We start from the raw sequence: 22,638 nt of genomic DNA, 5'->3' as shown, positions 1-22,638 counted from the left end.
GGCGTGAACGCCTGCAGCCCTCACGGTTTGCCGGGAACGACCGCCGAAATTATGACGAAAGCCTGCGCCAGCGGCCAGTCGTCGGTAATCGACAGATCGATCCGCGCCTCGAACCCTTCAGGGGTCAGCGCCTGCAGCCGGGTCAGCGCGCCCCCGGTCAGTTTCATGGTTGGACGGCCCCCGGGCAGGTTGACCACCCCCATGTCCTTCCACCAGACGCCCTGCCGGATGCCGGTGCCGAGCGCCTTGGAACAGGCCTCCTTGGCGGCGAATCGCTTGGCATAGGTCGCCACCACCATTTTCTCGCTCTTGGACCGGCGCGCCGCCCGGGCGCGCTCGGCGTCGGTGAAGATGCGATCGAGAAAGCGGTCGCCGTGGCGCTCGATCACCTTGGCGACGCGGGTAATGTCGATCAGGTCGGAGCCGATGCCGAGGATCATGCGCGGCTTCCGATCTTGGCGCTTAAGATCTTGGCACGCCCGCGGTCCATCGCGGCCCGCATCGCGCGGACGGTTTCGCCGAGGCCGATGAACAGCGCCTCCCCCATCATGAAGTAGCCGATGTTGAGTTCGGCGATCTCGGGCAGCGCCGAAATCGTTTCGGCGGTGTCGTAGTCGAGGCCGTGGCCGGCATGAACCTCCAGCCCCTCGGCGCGCGCCAGCGCGGCCCCCGTGACGATGCGCTGCCACTCCGCCTCGGCCTTCGCAGCGTGGCCGTCGACCACGGCGTCGCACCAGCCGCCGGTGTGGATCTCGATCACGGGCGCGCGCAGCTTCGCCGCCATTTCGATCTGGGCGGGATCGGCCGAGATGAACAGCGACACCCGGATGCCGGCATCGTTGAGTTTTGCGATGAAGGGCGCCAGCGCATTGTGCTGGCCGACAACGTCGAGCCCGCCTTCGGTGGTCAGCTCCTCGCGGCGCTCGGGCACCAGGCATACCGCATGCGGCTTGGTCGCCAGCGATATCCGCAGCATGTCATCGGTCGCCGCCATCTCGAAATTCAGCGGCTTGGAGATTTCGGCCTTGAGGCGCGCCATGTCGCTGTCGCGGATATGGCGGCGGTCCTCGCGCAGATGCGCGGTGATGCCGTCGGCGCCGGCCTCGATGGCGGCAAGTGCGGCGCGCACCGGATCCGGCCGCGCGCCGCCCCGCGCATTGCGCAAGGTGGCGACGTGGTCGACATTGACTCCAAGGCGCAGCGGAGGAGCAGGCATATTGCACTCATTGTTCCGAGCCGTCATGCGCGGGCTTGACCCGCGCATCCATCTTACTGGAAAGGATGGATTGCCGGGTCAAGCCCGGCAATGACAAGCATTAGTTACCCATTGACGCGATCGACCCGTGCGACGACGGCCTTGGCGCGCAACTGGGCGATGATAGCGCTGAGATGCTTCAGGTCATAGACCTCGAGATCGATGGTCAGTTCGGTGAAGTCGGGCGAGCGGCGCGACATGCTGATATTGTCGATATTGCCGTCGTGCTCGGCGATCACGGTGGCGACCTGGGCGAGGCTGCCGGGCTCGTTGACGTTGTCGACGCGGATGCGCGCCGGAAAACGCTGCGGCATGGTTTCGTCGATGTCCCAGCGCACGTCGAGCCAGCGCTCCGGCTCTTCCTCGAAATCCTTCAGGTCGGGCGACTGGATCGGATAGATCGTGATGCCCTCGCCCGGCGAAACGATGCCGACGATGCGGTCGCCCGGCACCGCGCCGCCGTTCGGCGCGAACTTGACCGGCAGGTCGGAATTGAGGCCGCGCACCGGGATCACCGAGGCGCTGCGCGCCGGATGCGGCGTCGATTGCAGCTTCAGCTTGGCGGCGAGGCCTTTCTTGGCCCCGTAGCGCACCAGCCGTTCTTCCTTGTAGTCGGGATACATCGCCCGGGCGACGTCAGAGGCCTTCAGTTCACCGCGGCCGACGGACGCCATCACGTCCTCGATCGAGGTCCGCGCCAGCCGGGGTAAGGCCCCCTTCAGCTTGTCGTCGGCATATTCGATCTTGGCGCGGGCAAACAGGCGGTCGACGATGCGGCGGCCGAGGCCGGCATATTGATCGCGCACCGCGGTGCGCGTCGCGCGTCGGATCGCCGCCCGCGCCTTGCCGGTGACCGCCAGCGATTCCCAGGCCGACGGCGGCGCCGCCTGCGCCTGCGAGGTCAAAACCTCGACCTCGTCGCCGTTCTGCAATTCCGACGACAGCGGCGCGAACTTGCCGTTGATCTTGCAGCCGACCGCGCTGTTGCCGACATCGGTGTGCACGGCATAGGCGAAGTCGATCACGTTCGCCTGACGCGGCAGCGCGATCAGCTTGCCCTTCGGCGTGAAGCAGAACACCTGGTCGTGGAACAGCTCGAGCTTGGTATGTTCGAGAAACTCTTCCGGATTGGAGCTTTCCGAGAGGATGCCGACGGTGTGGCGCAGCCAGGCAAAGGCCGAGGATTCGTGCTTGAGCCGCTCGGTCGGCGACCCCATGCCTTCCTTGTAGAACGCGTGCGCCGCGATGCCGAATTCCGCGATCTGGTTCATTTCCTCGGTGCGGATCTGCAGTTCGACGCGTTGGTTGCCCGGACCGATCACGGTGGTGTGGATCGAGCGGTAGTCGTTCTGCTTCGGCGTCGAGATGTAGTCCTTGAAGCGGCCTGGCACCACCGGCCAGGTGGTGTGCACGACGCCGAGCGCGCGATAGCAGGCCTCGACATCCGGCATCACGACGCGGAAGCCATAGATATCGGACAACTGTTCGAAGCCGACCGACTTGCGCTCCATCTTGGTCCAGATCGAAAACGGCTGCTTGCGGCGGCCATAGACCCTTGCGGCGACGCCGTTCTTCTGCAGGTTCTTGGACAGGCTGCTTTCGATCTCGCCGATCAGGTTGCGGTTGCGGTCGGCCAGCGCGTCGAGCCGCTGCATCACCACGGCATAGGCTTCCGGATCCAGCGTGTGGAACGAGAGATCCTCGAGTTCTTCCCGCATCTCCTGCATACCCATGCGGCCGGCGAGCGGGGCATAGATATCGAGCGTTTCCTCGGCGATGCGGCGGCGCGAGGCGTGCGGCACAAATTCCAGCGTGCGCATGTTGTGCAGGCGATCGGCAAGCTTGACCAGCAGCACGCGAACGTCGTCGGCGATGGCGAGCAGAAGCTTGCGCAGGTTCTCGGCCTGCTTGGCCTCGCGCGAAACCAGCTCCAGCCGCTTCAGCTTGGTGAGCCCCTCCACCAGCTTGCCGATCTCATGGCCAAAGATATGGTCGATCTCGGCCCGCGTCGCCTCGGTATCCTCGATGGTGTCGTGCAGCAGCGCGGCCACGATGGTGGCGTCATCGAGCTTCAGCCCGGTCAGGATCGCCGCGACCTCGAGCGGATGCGAGAAATAGGGATCGCCGGACGCGCGCGTTTGCGTGCCATGCGCCTTCATGGCGTAGACATAGGCGCGGTTCAGCAGGTCTTCATTGGTGTCGGGATTATACGACCTGACGCGATCGACGAGATCGTATTGCCGCATCATGCGTGCGCGGGGCGTCTTCGGCTTCTCCGCCACAGGCGACGTCGGCGCCACCGCAACCTGCTCGGTCGCGGCCTGCATCTGCCGGGGGCTGCGGCGCCAAAACGCCATCGAATCACTGCCTTTTTTCCGCGGGCCGGATTGGCCCGCTTTTGGATATCTAATGCGCTTTCGAACGAAGCTGCACCCGTTCCGGGCCCAGAAACGTTCACTTTCGCATGGCTTCGGGTCATCCAACGCCCAACCCGTGGCCAGCATGCGGCGAAAAATCGATTCCGGCGATTTCGGCTGCTCCGCCAAGGACGCACGGTAACCGCGAAAATGTCAACAAAAGCAAAGGCCCGGACAGAGGTCCGGGCCTTTTGGCAGATCGGGGAGTTCGGGACGTCCGCTTGGCGGGATTATTCGTCCTCTTCGGGCTGCTCTTCCGGCGGAGCCAGGCCCTCGAGACCCTTCAGGAGCTCTTCCTCGGTCATCCGCTCGACCGCGACTTCGGTGTCGTCGGCATCGACGCTGGCGCCGGCCGAGCCGATCAAGGGCACGGTGTCGGGCTCCGGCTCGTCGACCTCAACGAACTTCTGCAGGGAATGAACCAGTTCTTCCCGCAGGTCTTCCGGCGAGATGGTGGAATCGGCGATTTCCCGCAGCGAAACCACGGGGTTCTTATCATTGTCGCGATCAACCGTGAGTTGCGAACCCGACGAAATCATGCGGGCACGGTGAGCTGCCAGCAGCACGAGGTCGAACCGGTTGTCGACCTTATCAATGCAATCTTCCACGGTGACGCGCGCCATAGACTGTCGCTCCGTTAAATGGGGCCCAATATGTTGGTTATGGGGGCTAGTTATAGCGATAGGTGGGGTTTCGCAAGACTAAATTTGTGATTTGCGTTCCTAATGGGCTCTGCTAACCCACCCCGGGGCCAGAAGGCCGGAGCGTCCAGACGCGGCGGGGTTGCCGTACAGGACAAGTAAATCTCTTCATTGCAGCGTCAAAAGACTAGGTTTTTCGCCCTCCCCTCACCATAATTGCAGTGGTGACTGTGGTGGGCACGATTCACCGAACTTTAGGCAGCAGAACGGAAAAGTGCGCGCGGTTGATTGCCGCTGCGCTAAAAACGTAACAACCACGCGAGAACCACTTGATGTCATCAGTTTCCAACAAGATCGCGCTCTTCATCGATGGCGCCAACCTCTATGCAACCGCCAAGACGCTCGGCTTCGACATCGATTACAAGCGCCTTCTCAAGGAATTCCAGAGCCGCGGCACGCTGGTGCGCGCATTCTACTACACCGCGATCATCGAGGATCAGGAATATTCGTCGATCCGTCCCCTGATCGACTGGCTCGACTACAACGGCTACACCGTCGTCACCAAGGCGACCAAGGAATTCATCGACGCAAGCGGCCGCCGCAAGGTGAAGGGCAATATGGACATCGAACTCGCGGTCGATGCCATGGAGCTCGCCGAACATGTCGACCAGATCGTGCTGTTCTCGGGTGACGGCGATTTCCGCTCGCTGGTCGAAGCCGTGCAGCGGCGCGGCGTTCGCGTCACCGTGGTTTCGACGATTTCAAGCCAGCCGCCGATGATCGCCGACGAACTGCGGCGCCAGGCCGACGTCTTCACCGATCTCGTCGAACTGCAGTCCAAGCTCGGCCGCGATCCTTCCGAACGCCCCGCCCCGCGCGAGCCGCGTCATCACGCCCCGCAATTCCTGCAGCGTGCGACCACCATGGCGCCCCGCGGCACCGAGGACGAAGAATTCGACGATTGAGCGTCACGCCATCAACTGCTAGGCCTCGGTTCTCCTTAGAACCGAGGCCTTTTTGTTTTGGCTAACGCGATCAACACTCCCGCACAACCGGACCGCAATTGCCCGCTGTGTCCGCGGCTCGTCGACTTTCGCGCGCAAGCCAGGGCGCTCCATCCCGACTGGTTCAATTCCCCGGTGCCGGCATTCGGCGACGCCAAAGCCCGGCTGCTGATCGTCGGCCTTGCGCCGGGCATGCAGGGCGCCAATCGCACCGGACGACCCTTCACCGGCGACTACGCCGGCGACCTGCTCTATGCAACCTTGCTGGAATATGGCTTTGCCAAGGGCGTCTATCAGGCGCGGCCTGACGACGGGCTCAAGCTGGTCGACTGCCGGATCGGCAACGCCGTGCACTGCGTGCCGCCACAGAACAAGCCGATGCCGATCGAGATCAACACCTGCCGGCAATTCCTGATCGCCAGGATGGCCGAGATGCCGAAACTTCAGGCCATCGTCGCACTCGGCCGGATCGCCCATGACTCGACGTTGAAGGCGCTGGGCCTGCGCAATGCAGCGGCGCCGTTCGCGCACGGCGCGGTGCACGAGGCCGGTCGTCTCCGGCTCTACGACACCTATCATTGCTCGCGCTACAACACCAACACGCGGGTGCTGACGCCGGAGATGTTTCGCAACGTGTTTGCGAAAGTGCGCGCGGACCTGGGGTGAGAATCAGGCCTCAGCGATTCCCTGATCGATCAGCGACAGGCGTTTCACGATCGTTGCCGGTGCCAGAACTGCGCCTGGGGCGACGACCGCGTTAGCGCCGATCCTTGTATGGTCGCCAACCAAGGCGCCAAATTTTTCCACGCCGGTGTCAAACCGTTTGCCATTGTAGAAGAACGAAATCGCCGGACCGGCCCGTTCGTTTCGGTAATTTGCGATGATCGACCCTGCCTCAAGATTGACGCCGCAACCGAGAAGACTGTCTCCGACGAAATTGAAATGAGCAAGCTTTGACCCATTAAATACAAACGAAGACTTCAGCTCGACTCCGGGTCCCAGAATGCAGTTAGCCTCCAACCAGCAGCCGCCACGTACGTAAGCGCCTGCCGCGATGAAGCAATCCGGTCCAATGACGGCCGGGCCCTTGATGATCGCCCCGTTCTCTATGGCTGACGTGCGGTGTGTGGCAACGCTATCCCTGACGTCGTACCCCTCACGCAATCCGCTCAGAAGCCGCTCGACGATTCCGATCGAGCCGAGCGTCAGCTCCCATGGCATGCTGCCAGAGAACTCTCCCAGCGCGGATGAACGAAATCCGGCGATGTGCGCCTCGATCACGGGCACTCCTGATTACGACTGGACCCGGTTTTTCTTCAGCCACGCCAGCACGTCGCCGGCATTTCGATCCGGCGGAAACACCGGGTAGAACACGTGGGTGATGACGCCGTCGTCGAAAATAAGCGCCAGCCGCTTGATCAGCGTCAGTCCCGCCACTTCCATCGTCGGCAGGTTCAAGGCGCGGGTCAGCGCCAGTTTTTCATCCGACAGCACTGGAAACGGCAGATGCAGCCGGGACGCCATCTCGGTCTGATAAACGTTGTCCTGCGTCGACAGGCCGAACACCTGTCCGGCGCCGGCGGCCTTGAGCTCCGCGAACAGATCGCGGAACGAACAGGTCTGCGGGGTACAGCCTCGCGCGCCCGGGATCATGTCCCAGTCATCGACCAGGCTGATCTTGCCGGGCTCGCCGGTTCGGGGATAGGCGAACACGACGGTACGGCCGGGCAATTCCGACAACATCACCGACGTATCGTCGGTGGCCAGCAGGCCGAGCGGCGGGATCACCATCCCGACCAGATGCTTCGCCGCGCCATCGTCTGTTGGCGCCGGGATCTTGCTCCAGTCGACTTCGAGCAGGTTCTTCTGGTTCATGGCTGCGTTGGCCCTATCGATGTTGCGATGCTTCCCCGCGCCGGTTATCCGCGCGCCCGCAACAAGCGGCCCTTTTCCCGGCCCCAGTCGCGCTTCTTTTCGCTCTCGCGCTTGTCGTGCAGCTTCTTGCCCTTCGCGACCGCCAGCAACAGCTTGGCGCGCCCGCGCTCGTTGAAATAGAGCTTTAGCGGAATCAGCGTCATGCCGTCGCGATCGACCGCGCCCATCAGCTTGTTGATCTGCTTTCGATGCAACAGCAGTTTGCGCGGCCGCTTCGGCTCGTGGTTGAAGCGGTTGGCCTGCAGATATTCGGGAATATTGGCGTTGATCAGCCAGATCTCGCCGTCCTTGGTATCGGCATAGGACTCCGCAATCGTGGTCTTGCCGTTGCGGATCGACTTCACTTCGGTGCCGGTCAGCGCAATGCCGGTCTCGATCGTGTCCTCGATCGCGTAGTTGAACCGCGCCTTGCGGTTTTCGGCGACGATCTTGATCGGGCGTTCGTTCTTCTCGGCCACATCAAGCCTTCTTGAGGAGATCGCGGATCTCGGTCAGCAGCACCACCTCGGCCGTCGGCTTCGGCGGCGCGGCGGGAGCGGCTTCATCCTTGCGCTTCAGCTTGTTCATGGCGCGAATGACCATGAACAGCACGAAGGCGATGATCAGAAAATTGATCGTCAGCGTGAGGAAATTGCCCCAGGCCAGCACGGCGCCCTGCTTCTTGGCGTCAGCAAGATTGGTCGCTGAAACCGCCTTCGAAAGCCCGGTGAAATAGTTCGAGAAATCGAGCCCGCCGGTGATCGCACCGATCACCGGCATGATGATATCGCCGACCAGCGAGGTCACGATCGCGCCGAAGGCCACGCCGATGATGACGCCGACCGCGAGGTCAACCACGTTGCCCTTCATGGCGAAGTCGCGGAATTCCTTCAGCATGATAGATTCCCTTCTTCGTTCAACAGGCGAAGCGAGCGGCCAGCTTAATTGATCAGGCCGGCATGCACCATGGCGTCGCGGATCACCGCGCCGGTTGGCGGCGTCACCGTCATCAGCGGCAGACGCACTTCTTCGTCCAGCCGCCCCAGCAGCTTCAGCCCATGCTTGGCTCCGGCGAGGCCCGGCTCTTTGAAGATGGCGTCATGCAGCGGGATCAGCCGGTCCTGAATTTTCAGTCCGGTGGCATAATCGCCCTTGAGGACCGCGGACATCAGATCGGCGCACAGCTTTGGCGCCACATTGGCGACAACCGAGATGCAACCATGTCCGCCCGCGGCCATATAGGCCAGCGCCGTCATGTCCTCGCCGGAAAGCTGGATGAAATCCGGTCCCATCGCGTGGCGCTGCTGCGAGACGCGGGCCAGATTGGCGGTGGCGTCCTTGACGCCGGCGATGTTCTTCAGTTCGAACAGCCGGGTCATGGTTTCCACGGACATGTCGACAACGGAGCGCGGCGGGATGTTGTAGATGATGATCGGGATTCCGATCGCGTCATTTACCGCCTTGAAGTGCTGATACATCCCTTCCTGGGTCGGCTTGTTGTAATACGGCGTCACCACCAGCACGGCATCGGCGCCGGCTTTCTCCGCATGGACCGCCAGATCGACGGCTTCGCGCGTAGAGTTCGAGCCGGCACCGGCGATGACCGGCACGCGACCCTTCGCCTCTTCGATGCACAACTCGACCACCCGGTGATGCTCATCATGGCTGAGCGTCGGGCTCTCTCCGGTGGTGCCAACGGGAACGAGACCATGCGACCCCTGCTCGATCTGCCAGCTCACGAGGCCGCGGAAGGCCGCTTCGTCGAGCGAGCCGTTCTTGAATGGCGTAACCAAGGCAGTGAAAGACCCCTGTAAATTTGTCTTGGCTGCCATGGACTTCCTCCAAACGCTTCAGATACGGCGCGACCGATCGTGGGATTTCAATTCATACCGGGTCTGGCCATCAGGCGAAAGGCCGTTCGGTATAGTCGTCTAGCGCCTTGTTTTCACGTCGTTCTCGCCGTCAACCCGGGACCCGCTTCAGGCCCCAAAGCTATAGCCGCGATTTTGCCGTGGTGATGGCGCAAACAGGCGCCGCTGCGACTTTTTTCTCATTCTGTCCACATATTCAATCAAATAGACCTAACGCTTGAGCGATTGAATGATTCGCCGCCGCAAAGGAAAGCCGTGATCCCTTCCGCCCGCGCAGCCGCATTGCGATCGACCGCACTGGCGACAAGTCTGGCGCTGGTCCTTGGGTTGACGTTGGGCCTGTCCGCGCTCTCGGTCGAGGCGTGGGCCAAGCCGAAAGTTCCATTGCCGAAGCCGCGGCCGATCGCGCGCAGTGCCGTTCCCAGGCAGCCGGCCGCCACCAATACCGCCGCCGGCCCTGCCGCGACGGCACCCGCGCGGCTGGCCGCACCTTCAGCCTCTCTTGCAGCCACGCCTTCTTTGGCACCCGCGACGCGGCAGCATGCCGCCCTGCCGCCGCCGCGCAGACAGGTGACGCCGGCAGCGGTCGCCACGACGTCGTCGACGCCGCAATCCGACAAGGATGCGCTGGAGAACGTCATCGAGCTCGTGCGCAAGCACAAACCTTCCGATGCCACGCAGTCGCAAGCCGTGATCTCCGATCCGGTCGCCCGCAAGCTCGCGGAATGGCTGATCCTGCGCAGCGACGACAACGGCGCTTCCGTCGAGCGCTATCGCGCCTTCGTTTCGGCCAATCCGAGCTGGCCGTCACAGACACTCCTGCGACGGCGCATCGAGGCCGCGCTTTGGGACGACCATCGCGACGACGCCACGGTCTGGTCCTCGTTTGAAAACGAATCCCCGATCTCGGCCAAGGGCCGCTTCGCGCTGGCGCGGGTGATGATCGGGCGCGGCGATCGCGGCAATGCCGAACGCCTGGTGCGCGAGGCCTGGCGCGGCGACGGCATGTCGGAAGATACCGAGACCACGGCGCTCGACCTGTTCGGCGCGCTGCTGACGGCGGGCGATCACAAGGCACGGATGGACAACCTGCTCTACGGCACCGAGCAGGAAGCCGGCGGCATGCGTGCCGCGAAGCGGCTGGGCTCCGGCCATGTCGCGCTTGCCAAGGCCCGCATCGCCTCGAACCGGAAGGCCTCCAACGCCAGGGCACTGCTCGAGGCGGTGCCGAGCGAACTGCGCGGCGATGCCGGCTATCTGTTCGCGAAAATCCAGCTGCTGCGCCGCGAGGAGAAATTCGCCGAGGCCGCGCAACTGATGCTAAGCGCGCCGAAGGACCCGAGCCGCCTGCACAATCTCGACGAATGGTGGATCGAACGACGGCTGCTGTCGCGCAAGATGCTCGATGTCGGCGAACACCGCACCGCCTACCTGATCGCGCGGGACGCGGCGCTGCCGTCGCGCGATATCTACAAGACCGAGCAGGAATTCACCGCCGGCTGGATCGCACTGCGCTTCCTGAACGATCCGGCGTTGGCCGCGCAGCATTTCGCCCGCATCGGCGTCGGCAGCGTCAACCCGACGGCGCTGGCGCGCGCCGGCTACTGGCAAGGCCGCGCGGCGGAAGCCGCAGGCCGCGCGCAGGAAGCCCGCGCCGCCTATGCCCGCGCCGCCGAACAGTCGACCAGCTATTATGGCCAGTTGGCGCGCGCCAAGCTCGGCCTGCCGCAGCTCGAATTGAACGGCGCCCCGACCGGCCGCGGCCGCGGTGTCGAACGGCTGGAGATCGTCCGCGCCGTGCAACTGCTCTATGAGCTCGACGAGCGCGAAATCGCGATTCCGATTTTCGCCGACATGGGCGAGAACGGCGATCCCGACGCCCTGGTCGGCCTAGCCGAACTCACCGCACGCAACAACGACGCGCGCGGGATGCTGCTGCTCGGCAAGGCCGCGCTCAATCGCGGGCTGCCGTTCGACCACTACGCCTATCCCGTCAACGGCATCCCGGCGTTCCGGCAGATCGGTCCGGAAGTCGAGCCAAGCGTCGTCTACTCGATCGCCCGGCAGGAAAGCGCCTTCAATCAGGCAGTGGTATCGCCGGCCCAGGCCTACGGACTGATGCAGGTGACACCCGACGCCGGACGCTACGTCTGCAAGCGGGCCGGTGTCAGCTTCGACCTCAGCCGGATGAAGACCGATCCGGTCTATAATGCCACGCTCGGTGCCGCCGAACTCGGCGGCCTGCTCGAGGACTATCGCGGCTCCTACATCATGACCTTCGCCGGCTACAATGCCGGCCGTGGCAGCGTTAGAAAATGGGTCGAGCGCTATGGCGATCCGCGCGATCCCAAGGTCGACGCGGTCGACTGGGTCGAGCAGATCCCGTTCTCCGAGACGCGGAACTACGTGCAGCGGATCATGGAGAACCTGCAGGTCTACCGTGCGCGGTTCGGCGGCGGCTCGCGGCTCCAGATCGAAGCCGACCTGCACCGCGGCAGCGTCGAATAGCGCGTCCGCTTCTACCCGCCCCGCATCAGGTTGCGCGACGCGGCCGATCGAAACGACCTAGCTAGTACCTGGAATCGCTAATCGGGACTGCAGCCCATCCTTCGAGACGCTCGCTTCGCGCCTCCTCAGGATGAGGTCCAACCTGTGTTGAAACACCACAACCTCATGCTGAGGAGCGAGCGAAGCGAGCGTCTCGAAGCATGGGCAGCAAGCGACCCATTTATCTTTCATATCCGTATTAGTAGACCAGACCGGTCCCCGGCTGCTTGTCGAGCGCTGCCGCCAACGAGCGATATTCCTCGCTTGAAGTGCCGGTGAGCTGGGCCAGGCGGTTGAGGTGATACTGCGCCTGGTCGCGGTTGCCCTGCTCGACTTGCCAGAGACCATAATACTGCCAGGTCTTGACGTGGTTGGGGTCGGCCTTGAGCGCGCGCTCGTACCAGACCTGCGACACCTTGTAGTCGCCGAGCTTGCGATAGGAGTAGCCGATCAGGTTGGCGACGGCGGCGTTGTCGTCGTGATCGAGCGCCCTGAGCTGGCCGATCGCCGCCGTGTAGTCGTTGCGGTCGTAGATCGTGGTGTAGGCTGCGCGGTAGCCGTTCACGAACGCCGGCTCTTCCCTATAGGACGTCCCGCCGTTCTTTTTCTTGGACGATGACGGCGGATCGGACGCTGGCGGATCGCCACCCGCATAAGCCTGGCGAACCGCCGGCGTCGTCGCCAGCAAGACCGAAAAGAGCGCGAATACCGTCAGCCGGATTGCGTATTTGCTCATGCTTTTCTCCCGATTTTGATCACGAAAAGCTCCCGCCGGAACTCGAGAAGCTAACACCATCGCTTCGGGTTTATTCAGGCTGCGGGCATCCCTTCCCGGAAACGTGATGCCGTTGCTGGCATCAGGCCGGCGCGGCGGCGACCTCTCCTCGTCCGGACAAAGGAAAACCCCCGGCAGTTGCCTGCCGGGGGTTCTCCGAGTGTTTCAAGTCTTTCGGGATCAGAAGTTACGCTGAGCGCGAACGTTCAGGTAAACCGTGCTCTGGTCCTTGTACTCGTAGACCGCGATCGGCTTCGGAGGCGCAGCAACCAAAGTGTTCGTACCGGTAAACTTCTGGTCGAGGAAGAACGCGCCGACTTCAGCCGAGAACGTCAGGTTCTTGACGGGAGTCCAGCGGGTGACCACGCCGATCTGAGCCACGTTGAAGTTCGGATTGCAGCTGTAGTCGGCCGATTTTACCCCGGTTGCAGCGTTATAGGCGTTGCAAAAAGCGCCCTTGGCCGAGGTCGGATCGAGGACGTTGCCATCATACATAACCTGAGAGTAGCTACCAAAAAGGCTGCTCGACCAGTAGGGATCCCAGTTGTGGTTGAACGCACCACGGATGCCCCAAGCCGTGGTCAGCTTCAGACCCTGCGTGGCACCGCCTCCGACGCCGCCCGAGTAGATCGCGTCGGTTGTTACACCGTAGCCGACGCTCTGGTATGCGCCGGCAACACCAGTGCCGCCGAACATCGCAAACTGCGGCGAACCAGCGGAGGTGGAGATCACGTTCTTCGTGTCACCCTTGGCATAGCTCACGTCGATCTTCAGATCGTCGCCAGCACCGGTCGGGATGTTCTTGATCTGCAACGCAGCCATCACCGAACCGCCCCACTTGTCGTCGGGATGTCCGTTGATTTCCGACAGGGCGGTCGGAGCGGCACCAGCGCCCAGCACGTTGTAGGAAGCGTTCACGAGATGAGCCGCACCCGAAACCTGGAACAGACCCCAAGCCTGGTCAACGCGGATGTTACCGACGATGTCCGGAGCATGCGTGCCGCCGTAGGCGTTGACGGGTACGCCAGATCCGGCGACCGGGAGGCCAACCGAAAGATTGCCGACAACAGTGCGGTTGAACACGGTCGGATCATCGAGACCGATGGTGGCCGACACGCCGTTGCCGAACTGCGCGGTGTACTGGATGTTGTTCACACCCGTGACGGTGTCATGACCGCCCAGCAGGTACGAATTGTTGTTGCCTGGATAACCATGCCACGGGGTCGCGTAGGCCGAAGCCGACTTACCGAAGGTGAAACCAGCGAACTGGATGAACACCATTTCAACCGCGACGTAGCCGCCGCCGGGGGTGCTGAGCAGGTTCGAGTTGACGCCAGGAGCGCCCAACACGGCCGGATTGGCAGTGCTGCCGCCGAGGTTGTTGAACTGGAAGTCGGCCTGACCGAAGGTACGGACAACGCCGTATTCGGTGGCGGTGCGGGTATCGACCGTGAGCGCCATACGCGAACGGGAAGCGAAGTAATCGCGGTAGCGGTTCTGCTGACCGAGATCGCCGTTCCACGCGGCCTGACCGTAGGTCGAACCGTTGAACGTGGTGTCGATACGGACGTAACCACCCAGCTTGATGCAGGTGTCAGTGCCGGGAATGTAGAAGAAACCAGCACCGTACAGGGAGCAGATCCTCACGTACTCGACCGCTTTGGCCTTGACGGGAAGATCGGCAGCCTGAGCTCCACTCATGGCGATGAGACCCGCCGCTGAGCCGAGAATAAGGCTCTTAACCATCTTCATGTTAAACCTCCAAGTTGCTCTGTAGGGAAGGTTCCGGATCCGCCGGGTGTCAGACACCCTCAGGTTGGTTCCCTTAATCCCTTGAAACCCGCTTAGTCGCTTCGCGCCTTCGGACACTCCCGCATGAACGCGAGGGACTTAAGCGAACCACCTAACGGGACGACCTCGGGATGCCCCCCTCCGTCGCCCGATCACAATTACCGAGGACTTCTGCACACGCAACAAAGGAACCGCTTCGAACAGCCCGACTCCGCGCCTTTTCCAAACGGTGTTGCACAAATAACACGCATCCGCGATCGAGGCCTCCATGCAAACTATTGTTTTTGTTCAATATTTTATACTTGTTCCATTTGCCGCCTGAAAGGTTGCCGCAAGCAGCCCGCGCCCTCCTCCTCCCCTCCAAACCACCTTTCCGATCGAATCGAACGGCTGAGACCGCCGAATCCCTACACGCGCGTCACACGATCACTGTAAAAGACGGCTGATGAGCGAGCAGCAGCGCTTCGGACGCGGAATGCACGACAAAGCATGGCCAAGATGAAGGGCTAGCGGCCCCAAAACGGCTGCTTGCGACCGTGGCGGCGACGACGGTTCGCCGACGCCACCGCTTGTGAAATCGCAAAAGCTCTTATTTTTCGGGCTCGAAATGAAACCTGCGGCGCAATCCTGCTGACGCGATGTACTTGCGTCATGGACCATGCGGTCGCGGAATCGAGGCGTGCTCGCAAGTCCGAACGATCGAGCAGAACGCTTCGAAGGCGACGTTGTTCTGCCAACGGCCTCGAAGCCAGATATTGCCAGCATCCCAAGACACGTTCGAGAGTCACGTTCGAATCGTGCTCGCATCAGGCGTGTTTCGCTGGCCAAGCGCGCGCAAAGCCAAAACCCCGAAAGAGGCAGCCAAAAGCAGCTCCGCTGCCATGGCCCCGGCGCGCAAGCCGCGCCCGAGGCGGCGGCGCCACCAAATGGACACGGCCTAACCCAAATCTGCCGCTTGCGGCTTGCCCTCGTGTCAGGCATATCCGCCATCATGGAGCTGTGGCCGAGTGGCTGAAGGCGGCGGTTTGCTAAACCGTTATAGGCTTGTAAAGGCCTATCGAGGGTTCGAATCCCTCCGGCTCCGCCACCCCAATGTCTGTCCAGCCCGGAGACATAGGTAACAGGTCTGTCCAGCCAGGCCACGATTACTAACCGACGAGCCCCGGTCCCATGCTCGCCGTTACTCGGAACGACGAGAAGCGGGAGGAGGCGTTTTACACGACCTTGAGACCAAGATGCTCCTCCATAGGCGCAAAATCGCGGTCATCGTGCAGCAACGCGTGGCGATGTTCGATGCAAAAGGTGCCGATGATAATGTCGGCTGTTTTCCGGATCGTGATGCCCAGTTCTCTCAGCTTGCGGTAATTTCGGGCGGCACGAGGGGCTAGATAGGCATCCAGGAGAGGCACAATCGCGTACTGGCGCAATCCGCGTTCAATGCGCATGGCATGGGCGTCGTTCCGAGCGCCCTGAAGAATTTCGAGCAGGATGAGATCACCAACCAGGAGCGGTTCCCGTGCAACGGCTTCCTCCAGTTTGTCGGTCGCCGACGTGCGATGCCCGCGCAGGTGCGCAATCCAGACGGAGCTGTCGACGAGAATCATGACCGACGTGGAGGGCGGCCCTGACGCATCTCCCCGAGATCGCCCTCCCAACCCAATCCCTTGAGTTCCGTCAGCGCCTTCGTCTGCTTGCGTAGCCGGACAAGCAGACGCAAACCCTCCTCAACCGTGGCGCGTTTGGTCGCCAAGCCCGTCGCCGTCATGGCCTGGGATAACAACTCATCATCGATTTCGATGTTGGTCCGCATCGCAGCTCGCCCGATCGATCATTGTGTATAGATTCATCACTATATACACACTCGAGCCCCAGTGCAACGCTAGACTAGTCTAGCTCAGGGATGAGAGACTCCGGCCAGCCTGCGGATCAATGGAGGGCTATGGCGTAGACATAGGACCCATCTTCATCGGGCGTGGCCCGCCACCCCAATTCGTCAGCCAGTCCTTCGGACGATCATAGTCGACAGATTCCCCTGCTACGGCGGCGCCAGCGCGTTCAACACCGCCGCGCCGTCCGGTTCCTCGACCTGGGCTAGGAGTTGGATCTGCCAAACAGGAGATGCCCCGATCGCCACATGCGCTCGAAGACGGCGCGGGCGAAATTCGTCCTTTGTTCGGGCTCACCCCCCGTGGACAAGGAGTGGGACAGAATTTGCGCTATGCTCTTCTTTCCGTCTGCCTGCTCCAGCAGGAGGGCATCCGATTTCGATATTGGGGTAACAACTTCCCCTTCAAGCGAAGCGCGCGTCAAGATCAATGAGTTGACGTCACCGGCAAGTCTAACGCCGGATCGAACGAGCGGGACATACGACAGAAAATCATCGGTATCAAAACGGGTAAGGAAGCGCATGTTGTGGGGCTTCCTGACGAAAAAATCGTGCCTTGAGTTCAGCACGGTAAGATTATCGATGACGGCCCACTGCTCCGCGGCCGGGAGCGCCAAAACCCTTTCCAGCATCTCTCCGCTCAGAAACCGATCGGCGCAGTAGAGGGCATTGTCGCTCCAACCGAAGAAAATCAGCCCAGCCGTTTCAACAAACTCCATGATCTCCGGCACCGAGTACGCTCTGTCCTGCGGGTGAAGCAGCATGTCTACGATCCCCGCATCCTCTGCGAGGTCATTGGGTAGTTTGCCGGTCGTCGAGATCAGATAATGGTGCGATGGGACAAACTTCAAAAGTTCACGGGCCATCGCGAGGCCCTCGGCATTTTGACCGGCCCCAAGTCGCCGCAAGATATCCTGGAGTAGATATACTCCAGCGCGCCCGGTCTTCCCGTAAAGCATGATTGCCATGCTTCCCGATGGATCGAGTACCTCTGCGAGAGCCTTCAATCCGGCGTCCGGATTGGGAAGGTGATGAAGAACGCCGGTGCAAATGATCAGGTCAAAGGAGCGATTCAACTCGCCGACATCGAGCAGGCTCATTTGCCGAAGTTCAAGGTTGGCGAGGCCGTGTCGATCGCGAAGACGGTTCGAATGAGCGAGGCTGGTCTCGGAAAGATCGATACCAAGGACAGAACAGTCCGGGTTATTAAGGGCGATCAGAGGCGCCTGGGAGGAGCCGCAACCGGCGCACAATATGCGCAGGTCTTGCCGAGGTCGGCCCTCGGGCCACAACTGAATGCCCGCAAATTTGGGATCACAAGTAAGCGGTCCCCATTTCCTCAGGAATTTCTCGGCGTCCTCAATCGGGGGTGGATAGCTATACGCCTCGTACTGCTTCCTGACCGCCTCTGTAACTGTGTCTTCCATGACAAAACTCTAGATCGGACCGATCAGCCCAGCAATATCCCAAATCGACGAAAGCAAGATCAGATGGCCGTCATTTTCAAACGTTCACCTGCTGCCCGGCCGAGCGGAACAGGTCGCCGAGAAATTTCTTGGGGAACACATCGTCCTTTTTGAGCATGCCGAGCAACTCGTCGAAGAGAATAAGCTCGTTCGGTGACTGAACGTCCTCTTGACTGACTGTTGATGCGTGGTTTCTGTCCGTCCCCATCGCCCCCAGCAACGTCAACTTCCCCGTTCCCTGATCGCGCACGCGATGGATATAAAATTCACCGCGCAACGCAGCCGCCGGAACATTGGAATTGTTCGCGGACCGGTTTGCCGAGCGCCGAACGCAAGCTTGTCTAAAGTCGACAGGCCACCTACCCTTACCGCCCGGAGAGATGACGAAAATGACAGCGAATTTGGGCCTCGATACAATTTTCAAGCGTGCGATTCCGACCATACGCATACTGGATGTCGGGGCCATGGATGTCGGCCAGGAGCGATACCACGCGCTGTTGAAGGCGGGGCTCGCTGAAGTCACCGGGTTCGAGCCGAATCCAGCGGAATACGCCCGCCTGAAAGACCGGAAAGGCCCCTACCGTTACCTTCCCGTCTTCCTCGGAGACGGCAAGCCGGCAACATTCCACCGCACCCGCTATCCCGGATGTTCGTCGCTGCTGGCCCCCGACCCCGGTGTCATCGACCTGTTCACGACTATCGGATGCGCGGATCCCGCCGGAAATTTTCATGTCCAGGCCACCGAAAGCGTCGAAACCGTCCGCCTGGATGACCTCGAGCCCCGCCCTGGCGTGGATTTTCTCAAGATCGATGTTCAGGGCTATGAACTCGAAATCATGCGTCACGGCACCAAGACTCTCGCCGACACCGTCGTCATCGAGTGCGAGGTCGAATTCCTGCCGATGTATCGGGAACAGCCGCTGTTCGGCGACGTCCAGTGCTTTCTCCGCGACCAGGGTTTCGTGCTCCATAAAATGATCGATGTCGGCGGCCGGCCGTTCAGGCCTTTCGCTCCGACCAATCCATTCTTGCCCATGAGCCAGTTGTTGTGGGCTGACGCGATCTTTGTCCGGGATTTCACCCGTCTGGACAGCTACAGCGACGACGCCTTGCTGCGGGCTGTCGCGATCCTGGATCTCGTTTACGCGTCCTACGATTTGCCGGTGCTGTTGCTGGGCGAGTATGACCGGCGGCGTCAGACCAAATTGCGTCAGTCGTATATCGAGGCGCTGAGATCGCGAATGTCGCCCGTGAAGTTCCTCAACATCATGGATCGCCCGAACTGACGCCCGACCGGTTGCATGCGGCAAGCGCGCAGCTGGCTCCCTGCCCGTGTCACCCGGGGACAGCAATATGGTCCGGCGCCTGGGCTGCCTGACGGCGCGCGTGCATCATGACGTAGGCCTGTTCGAGATGCTTCGTGAAGAGCTCGGTATCGAACAGCGTTGCCGTTAGACGATTGGCGATCAATCGCTGCCGCAAGCCGGCCAGCCGTTCCGGATGCGTGGCAAACTCGACCGCGCGCTCTTCGTAATCGAGGTAGGAAGTCGTGATGAGTTCCGGCAGGCCGACGTTGTCGAGCAGGCTGGCCGCGACCCGGCCGGCGAAACTTTCGCCGACGCATGTCAGAATCGGCAGCCCGGCCCAGAGCGCGTCGCTACCCGTCGTGTGGGCGTTGTAAGGCAGCGTATCCAGGAAAAGGTCGGCGCAACTGTGCCGCGCCAGGTGGTCGGCGACTTGCATGCGGTCCGCAAACACGATCCGCGCCTGATCGAGACCGCGCGCGGCGGCCTCCTTGCAGAGGTTGGCCTTGGCCTCCGCATTGTCGGCGAGCAGCCAGAGCACGCTGTCGGGAACGCGCTTGAGGATTCGCATCCAGCAATCGAACATAGCCGGCATGATCTTGTAGTTGTTGTTGAAGCAGCAAAAGACGAAACCGTCCTTTGGCAGTCCGAGCGCCTCCCGGCTGAACACGGTGTCGGCGATACGCCGCTTGCGGTCATTGGCCTGGTAGCAATTCGGCAGATAGACCACCTTCTCCTCGTAGCAGGATCTGTCTGCTTCCGGGATCACCCGACGGTCGGCGACGATGTAGTCCATGTAGCTTGCGCCCATGGTGCCTGGAAATCCGAGATAGTTGACCTGGATCGGCGCCGGGCGTTGCGCAAAGACATTGGTCCGGTCTTCGCCGAAATAACCGTTCAGATTGACGAGAATATCGATCTGCCGCTCGCGGACGGCGGCGGCCGCCCGCTCATCATCAAGCTGCCGGATGCCGACGATGGCGTGAACCGCAGCTTCGATCCGTCTTCGGGTCTCACTGGAATCATCCCAGCCATTGTCGAACGCGTGAATCTCGAAGCGCGACCGGTCGTGATGCTCCAGGACTCCCGCGAGAAGGTGTGAGGTCGCCTGATCGCGGAATTCTCCCGCCAGATAGCCGACGCGTATCTTTCCATCGGCGCTTGCGGCGGCAACGGGAGCGCGCCCCGGTTTGGCGGGATATTTTTCCCTGTTGTAAAGCCTGGCACACAGCAGATTGCTGCGTGCCGTGCTCGCGATCCCTTGCCATCCGAACGGCTCGGCGGCCAGCCTGCCCGCCAGCATGTCACGTTCGATATCTGCGATGGATTCGCCGACGTCTTTCCAGTCGCAACCGAGCAATTTTTGATGCAGCAGAATTCCTTTTATAAAGGGATATCGCGGCTGCAACTCCATGGCGCGTGCGAAGGCATTGGCGGCCTCCCGGTGAAGCTTGAGCTTGTGCAGCACATCGCCGCGGCCAAGCCAGCTTTCGAGGACGTCCGGCTTGAGCTTGATGGCCGCGTCATAGGCCGCCAGCGCATCTTCATGGCGGCCGAGTTCCATCAGCGATTTGCCCTTGTTGCCGAGGGCGGCTGAATAGCCCGGCTGCAAGGCAATGGCCCGGTCGAAATCGACGATTGCGCCGGCGTAATCTCGCAGGTCGTTGCGAACCGTTCCGCGATTATTGAACGTTTCGGCATCGTTGGGGCTGATGGCGATGCATCGGCTAAAGCAGCCGAGCGCGTCGTTCGGCCGTTGCAGGCCTTTCAGGACGAGGCCATAATTGTACAGGATCGTATGCGAATTCGGGTTGATGGCGAGCGCAGCGCGGAGGAGCGGCTCCGCGTCGCCATACTTCTTCGCGGCGGCCAGAACTGTTCCCAGAATCCCGACGATGTGCGGATGTCCCGGATGCTCGCGCAGCAGTCTCCTGAAGACTTTCTCCGCCTCGTCCAGACTACCGGACTGAAAAGCCGCCAATCCGCGTCGGAAGGCCTTTTCGCTCGCAGCCGTCAAATTCGACTTCCTACCAAATGCGCGTGACCGCTGACGATTTGCACCGGACGATGCCGTTCACGGCGGTGGCGATGGCGACGACCAGCCCGCCTAAACCGCGGCCAGCCTGCGCTCGGTATCGATCGGCGTCTTCAGGCCGCCAACAACCTATCGCCGTCCAGGTTCAGGGTCATCTAAAAAATTGGACCGCGCAGAGGCGACGGTGTCGAGGTGGGCCCCTTGAAGGTGATCGTGATCCGCCCGGGCCGATCAGCGTCGCACATTAACCCCGCGTTAAGCGAGCCAGCTTCCCGAAGACGAGGCAGCCCGTGCACTCTTGCCCTCGAACGGCGATCGACAAATCGGAACGGCGGAATATTCACCGCAGCACTGAAGACCCTAGTGCGCGGTCATCCAGGCCCGCGCTTCGCGCTGGGCGGCGGCGATCTCGGCGTCCGACATCATCTCGGCGACCTCGCGGCGCATGGAGATCGCGTCAGGGCGCCCCTTCAAGGCTGCGAGATTGAACCATTTATGAGCGGCGACCAGATTGACGACACCGGAACGGCCGCTCGCCCAGTAAAGGCCGCGCTCGAACAGCACGTCCGGAATAGCGGTGGCTTCCACCGGCGTTGCGGTATCCAGATCAAAGTGCCCCTGAAACATCCCTGTCTCCTGTTTTTGTTGTTGGCCGCCCTCCCCCGAGCGCGGCCCCTGTCCACTGTCAAAACGTCCCGTTATTCCGGCGCATGATCTTGTCGTCGTGCGCTTGCCGTTTGCCGGCTTGTTGGGATGGATCATGACCGATCAAATTTGAAGGGCAGTTTAAGTATCGCGATGAACGGGATGTAAACGCGCGTGCCGCGCGGCCGATCGCGAAATCGTAGAAGTGCCTGTCTCGCAGCGATAAGTCAGAGATCGTGAAGTTCGGTTTACCCTGCCGCTTGGCACAACGATAACCATTGCGCCAACGTCCTGCGGTTACCTGCCGGCACGGGCCGCAAGTTGAAAGGCAACACAATCGGGCCGTGACGGGCGCGCCGCCACTGACCGGCGGAGCCAACGGGCTGCGTGTTGCGAATGATCGGGAGCGAGTCTGGAAGGGATGAAGCCTGGCGCCAGCAGCGCGGGAGGCGTTCCGGGAAACGAGCCGTTCCGGGAAACGAGGCCTGCCTCGGAAGCGAAGCGTTCCCGGGAACGGGACATTCCGGGGAACGAGGGCGTCGGCGAACACGTCAGGACCAGATTTCAGTCCGGGCTTTGGGCCCGGCGAAATTGCGGATCGTCCGATCCGCACCGAACGAAGAAAACCTGTTTCTTCTGCCGGACCGTCTTTGAGAGAGCGAACTCTTTCGAAATACGATCCAGCCGTTTGACCTGATGTCTCGCCGACACCCTCTTTCGTCGACCAGAGCTTCCGGATTTCAATCTTGCGATTTCGCCCTGGAGCTCGTGTGACGTGCCGGCATCAAGCCGCCGGCAATTTTGTCAGAAGCGAAGTTACTTCTTCTTGGAGACCTTCTTGGTCTTCTTCGCAGTCTTCTTCACTGCGCTCTTCGCCTTCTTCGCCTTCTTCGCCTTCTTAGCTTTCTTGGCCATGTTGCCCTCCTGATGTTAGTGAGATGGCTTAATCGCTGCGTGCACTCGGGAATCGAAATGCACTACCTCCCGAATACACCAACACATTCAAAAAAACAGCGTCCCGCTTAAGGAAGTGTTGACGCAGCAATGTGGGAGCGTGCGAAGCATCACCACCGGCGACACCACAACAC

At 61.6% G+C, this 22,638-nt stretch carries 21 protein-coding genes and 1 tRNA gene; 5 read left to right on the top strand and 17 right to left on the bottom strand.

The window, feature by feature from the left end; translation table 11 throughout:
- Nucleotides 1–20: 20 nt before the first annotated feature.
- The 4 genes from acpS to rpoZ all read right to left on the bottom strand — a co-directional run bounded on the left by acpS (nt 21) and on the right by rpoZ (nt 4,295).
- Nucleotides 21–440: a holo-ACP synthase gene (gene acpS, locus BLR13_RS34490; protein ID WP_074814109.1), complete on the bottom strand. Its 420-nt coding sequence runs from the start codon at nt 438–440 to the stop codon at nt 21–23.
- The gene (locus BLR13_RS34485) at nt 437–1,216 is read right to left on the bottom strand and encodes a pyridoxine 5'-phosphate synthase (RefSeq protein WP_074814112.1); all 780 of its coding nucleotides are present in this window, start codon (nt 1,214–1,216) and stop codon (nt 437–439) included. Before BLR13_RS34485 ends, acpS begins: the two co-directional genes overlap by 4 nt.
- Before the next feature lie 104 nt (nt 1,217–1,320).
- A complete protein-coding gene (locus BLR13_RS34480) occupies nt 1,321–3,612 on the bottom strand; it encodes a RelA/SpoT family protein (protein ID WP_074814115.1) in 2,292 nt (763 codons plus the stop codon).
- 290 nt (nt 3,613–3,902) lie between these two features.
- On the bottom strand, nt 3,903–4,295 hold the full coding sequence (gene rpoZ / locus BLR13_RS34475; RefSeq protein ID WP_024512695.1) for a DNA-directed RNA polymerase subunit omega: 393 nt from the start codon (nt 4,293–4,295) through the stop codon (nt 3,903–3,905).
- Between the two features lie 350 nt (nt 4,296–4,645).
- On the opposite strand from rpoZ, the gene BLR13_RS34470 reads away from it, so the two are divergent.
- Together BLR13_RS34470 and BLR13_RS34465 are read left to right on the top strand one after the other, a co-directional pair.
- Entirely contained in the window at nt 4,646–5,278 is a 633-nt protein-coding gene (locus BLR13_RS34470) for an NYN domain-containing protein (RefSeq protein ID WP_074814118.1), read from the top strand.
- 57 nt (nt 5,279–5,335) lie between these two features.
- Entirely contained in the window at nt 5,336–5,983 is a 648-nt protein-coding gene (locus tag BLR13_RS34465) for a uracil-DNA glycosylase (RefSeq protein WP_074814121.1), read from the top strand.
- A 3-nt stretch (nt 5,984–5,986) separates the two neighbouring features.
- Here BLR13_RS34465 and BLR13_RS34460 read toward each other — a convergent pair whose 3' ends face one another.
- From BLR13_RS34460 to dapA, 5 genes are read right to left on the bottom strand one after another with little or no spacing between them, the layout of a single operon-like run.
- Nucleotides 5,987–6,598, bottom strand: coding sequence for an LpxA family transferase (locus BLR13_RS34460; RefSeq protein WP_244524991.1), 612 nt, complete (start codon nt 6,596–6,598; stop codon nt 5,987–5,989).
- A gap of 12 nt (nt 6,599–6,610) precedes the next feature.
- Nucleotides 6,611–7,192, bottom strand: coding sequence for a peroxiredoxin (locus BLR13_RS34455; RefSeq protein WP_074814127.1), 582 nt, complete (start codon nt 7,190–7,192; stop codon nt 6,611–6,613).
- Between the two features lie 44 nt (nt 7,193–7,236).
- Nucleotides 7,237–7,710: an SsrA-binding protein SmpB gene (gene smpB / locus BLR13_RS34450; RefSeq protein WP_074814130.1), complete on the bottom strand. Its 474-nt coding sequence runs from the start codon at nt 7,708–7,710 to the stop codon at nt 7,237–7,239.
- Between the two features lies 1 nt (nt 7,711).
- The gene (gene mscL, locus BLR13_RS34445) at nt 7,712–8,128 is read right to left on the bottom strand and encodes a large conductance mechanosensitive channel protein MscL (protein WP_074814133.1); all 417 of its coding nucleotides are present in this window, start codon (nt 8,126–8,128) and stop codon (nt 7,712–7,714) included.
- 44 nt (nt 8,129–8,172) lie between these two features.
- Complete coding sequence (gene dapA, locus BLR13_RS34440) at nt 8,173–9,063, bottom strand: 4-hydroxy-tetrahydrodipicolinate synthase (protein WP_074814136.1); 891 nt, start codon at nt 9,061–9,063, stop codon at nt 8,173–8,175.
- A 294-nt stretch (nt 9,064–9,357) separates the two neighbouring features.
- On the opposite strand from dapA, the gene BLR13_RS34435 reads away from it, so the two are divergent.
- A complete protein-coding gene (locus BLR13_RS34435) occupies nt 9,358–11,610 on the top strand; it encodes a lytic transglycosylase domain-containing protein (RefSeq protein WP_433994245.1) in 2,253 nt (750 codons plus the stop codon).
- A gap of 238 nt (nt 11,611–11,848) precedes the next feature.
- Here BLR13_RS34435 and BLR13_RS34430 read toward each other — a convergent pair whose 3' ends face one another.
- A complete protein-coding gene (locus tag BLR13_RS34430; RefSeq protein ID WP_074814139.1) occupies nt 11,849–12,385 on the bottom strand; it encodes a tetratricopeptide repeat protein in 537 nt (178 codons plus the stop codon).
- A 219-nt stretch (nt 12,386–12,604) separates the two neighbouring features.
- Entirely contained in the window at nt 12,605–14,176 is a 1,572-nt protein-coding gene (locus BLR13_RS34425; protein ID WP_074814142.1) for a porin, read from the bottom strand.
- A 1,032-nt stretch (nt 14,177–15,208) separates the two neighbouring features.
- On the opposite strand from BLR13_RS34425, the gene BLR13_RS34420 reads away from it, so the two are divergent.
- Nucleotides 15,209–15,302 (top strand) — tRNA-Ser (locus tag BLR13_RS34420).
- A 127-nt stretch (nt 15,303–15,429) separates the two neighbouring features.
- On the opposite strand, the gene vapC is transcribed toward BLR13_RS34420, so the two are convergent.
- From vapC to BLR13_RS34400, 4 genes are all read right to left on the bottom strand, one after another.
- Nucleotides 15,430–15,819 carry a type II toxin-antitoxin system VapC family toxin gene (gene vapC / locus BLR13_RS34415; RefSeq protein WP_074814145.1) on the bottom strand — a complete coding sequence of 130 codons (390 nt, stop codon included), beginning with the start codon at nt 15,817–15,819 and terminating at the stop codon, nt 15,430–15,432.
- Nucleotides 15,816–16,025, bottom strand: coding sequence for a type II toxin-antitoxin system VapB family antitoxin (locus tag BLR13_RS34410; protein ID WP_074814147.1), 210 nt, complete (start codon nt 16,023–16,025; stop codon nt 15,816–15,818). Before BLR13_RS34410 ends, vapC begins: the two co-directional genes overlap by 4 nt.
- A 281-nt stretch (nt 16,026–16,306) precedes the next feature.
- Entirely contained in the window at nt 16,307–17,527 is a 1,221-nt protein-coding gene (locus BLR13_RS34405; RefSeq protein WP_074814149.1) for a class I SAM-dependent methyltransferase, read from the bottom strand.
- Nucleotides 17,528–17,603: 76 nt separating this feature from the next.
- Nucleotides 17,604–17,843, bottom strand: coding sequence for a hypothetical protein (locus BLR13_RS34400; protein WP_074814152.1), 240 nt, complete (start codon nt 17,841–17,843; stop codon nt 17,604–17,606).
- 112 nt (nt 17,844–17,955) lie between these two features.
- Here BLR13_RS34400 and BLR13_RS34395 point away from each other — a divergent pair, with 112 nt between their 5' ends.
- Nucleotides 17,956–18,852, top strand: a complete 897-nt coding sequence (locus BLR13_RS34395) for an FkbM family methyltransferase (RefSeq protein ID WP_074814155.1) — start codon at nt 17,956–17,958, stop codon at nt 18,850–18,852.
- 49 nt (nt 18,853–18,901) lie between these two features.
- Here the strand turns inward: BLR13_RS34395 and BLR13_RS34390 are convergent, their stop codons facing one another.
- Together BLR13_RS34390 and BLR13_RS34385 are read right to left on the bottom strand one after the other, a co-directional pair.
- Nucleotides 18,902–20,887 (bottom strand): tetratricopeptide repeat protein, encoded by a 1,986-nt coding sequence (locus BLR13_RS34390; protein ID WP_074814158.1) that lies wholly within the window; start codon nt 20,885–20,887, stop codon nt 18,902–18,904.
- A gap of 378 nt (nt 20,888–21,265) precedes the next feature.
- Nucleotides 21,266–21,532, bottom strand: a complete 267-nt coding sequence (locus BLR13_RS34385; RefSeq protein ID WP_074814160.1) for a hypothetical protein — start codon at nt 21,530–21,532, stop codon at nt 21,266–21,268.
- Between the last annotated feature and the right edge of the window lie 1,106 nt (nt 21,533–22,638).

The sequence above is a fragment of the Bradyrhizobium ottawaense genome, from assembly GCF_900099825.1.
Taxonomy (GTDB): domain Bacteria; phylum Pseudomonadota; class Alphaproteobacteria; order Rhizobiales; family Xanthobacteraceae; genus Bradyrhizobium; species Bradyrhizobium ottawaense_A.
Note: the sequence above shows the minus strand (reverse complement) of the source record. Positions and strands in the feature narration are given on the sequence as shown.

Excerpts from the sequence above, each read along its gene's own strand:
- acpS (WP_074814109.1), bottom strand. The coding sequence starts at position 440 with ATGATCCTCGGCATCGGCTCCGACCTGATCGACATTACCCGCGTCGCC.
- BLR13_RS34485 (WP_074814112.1), bottom strand. The coding sequence starts at position 1,216 with ATGCCTGCTCCTCCGCTGCGCCTTGGAGTCAATGTCGACCACGTCGCC.
- BLR13_RS34480 (WP_074814115.1), bottom strand. The coding sequence starts at position 3,612 with ATGGCGTTTTGGCGCCGCAGCCCCCGGCAGATGCAGGCCGCGACCGAG.
- rpoZ (WP_024512695.1), bottom strand. The coding sequence starts at position 4,295 with ATGGCGCGCGTCACCGTGGAAGATTGCATTGATAAGGTCGACAACCGG.
- BLR13_RS34470 (WP_074814118.1), top strand. The coding sequence starts at position 4,646 with ATGTCATCAGTTTCCAACAAGATCGCGCTCTTCATCGATGGCGCCAAC.
- BLR13_RS34455 (WP_074814127.1), bottom strand. The coding sequence starts at position 7,192 with ATGAACCAGAAGAACCTGCTCGAAGTCGACTGGAGCAAGATCCCGGCG.
- mscL (WP_074814133.1), bottom strand. The coding sequence starts at position 8,128 with ATGCTGAAGGAATTCCGCGACTTCGCCATGAAGGGCAACGTGGTTGAC.
- dapA (WP_074814136.1), bottom strand. The coding sequence starts at position 9,063 with ATGGCAGCCAAGACAAATTTACAGGGGTCTTTCACTGCCTTGGTTACG.
- BLR13_RS34430 (WP_074814139.1), bottom strand. The coding sequence starts at position 12,385 with ATGAGCAAATACGCAATCCGGCTGACGGTATTCGCGCTCTTTTCGGTC.
- BLR13_RS34425 (WP_074814142.1), bottom strand. The coding sequence starts at position 14,176 with ATGAAGATGGTTAAGAGCCTTATTCTCGGCTCAGCGGCGGGTCTCATC.
- vapC (WP_074814145.1), bottom strand. The coding sequence starts at position 15,819 with ATGATTCTCGTCGACAGCTCCGTCTGGATTGCGCACCTGCGCGGGCAT.
- BLR13_RS34410 (WP_074814147.1), bottom strand. The coding sequence starts at position 16,025 with ATGCGGACCAACATCGAAATCGATGATGAGTTGTTATCCCAGGCCATG.
- BLR13_RS34405 (WP_074814149.1), bottom strand. The coding sequence starts at position 17,527 with ATGGAAGACACAGTTACAGAGGCGGTCAGGAAGCAGTACGAGGCGTAT.
- BLR13_RS34395 (WP_074814155.1), top strand. The coding sequence starts at position 17,956 with ATGACAGCGAATTTGGGCCTCGATACAATTTTCAAGCGTGCGATTCCG.
- BLR13_RS34385 (WP_074814160.1), bottom strand. The coding sequence starts at position 21,532 with ATGTTTCAGGGGCACTTTGATCTGGATACCGCAACGCCGGTGGAAGCC.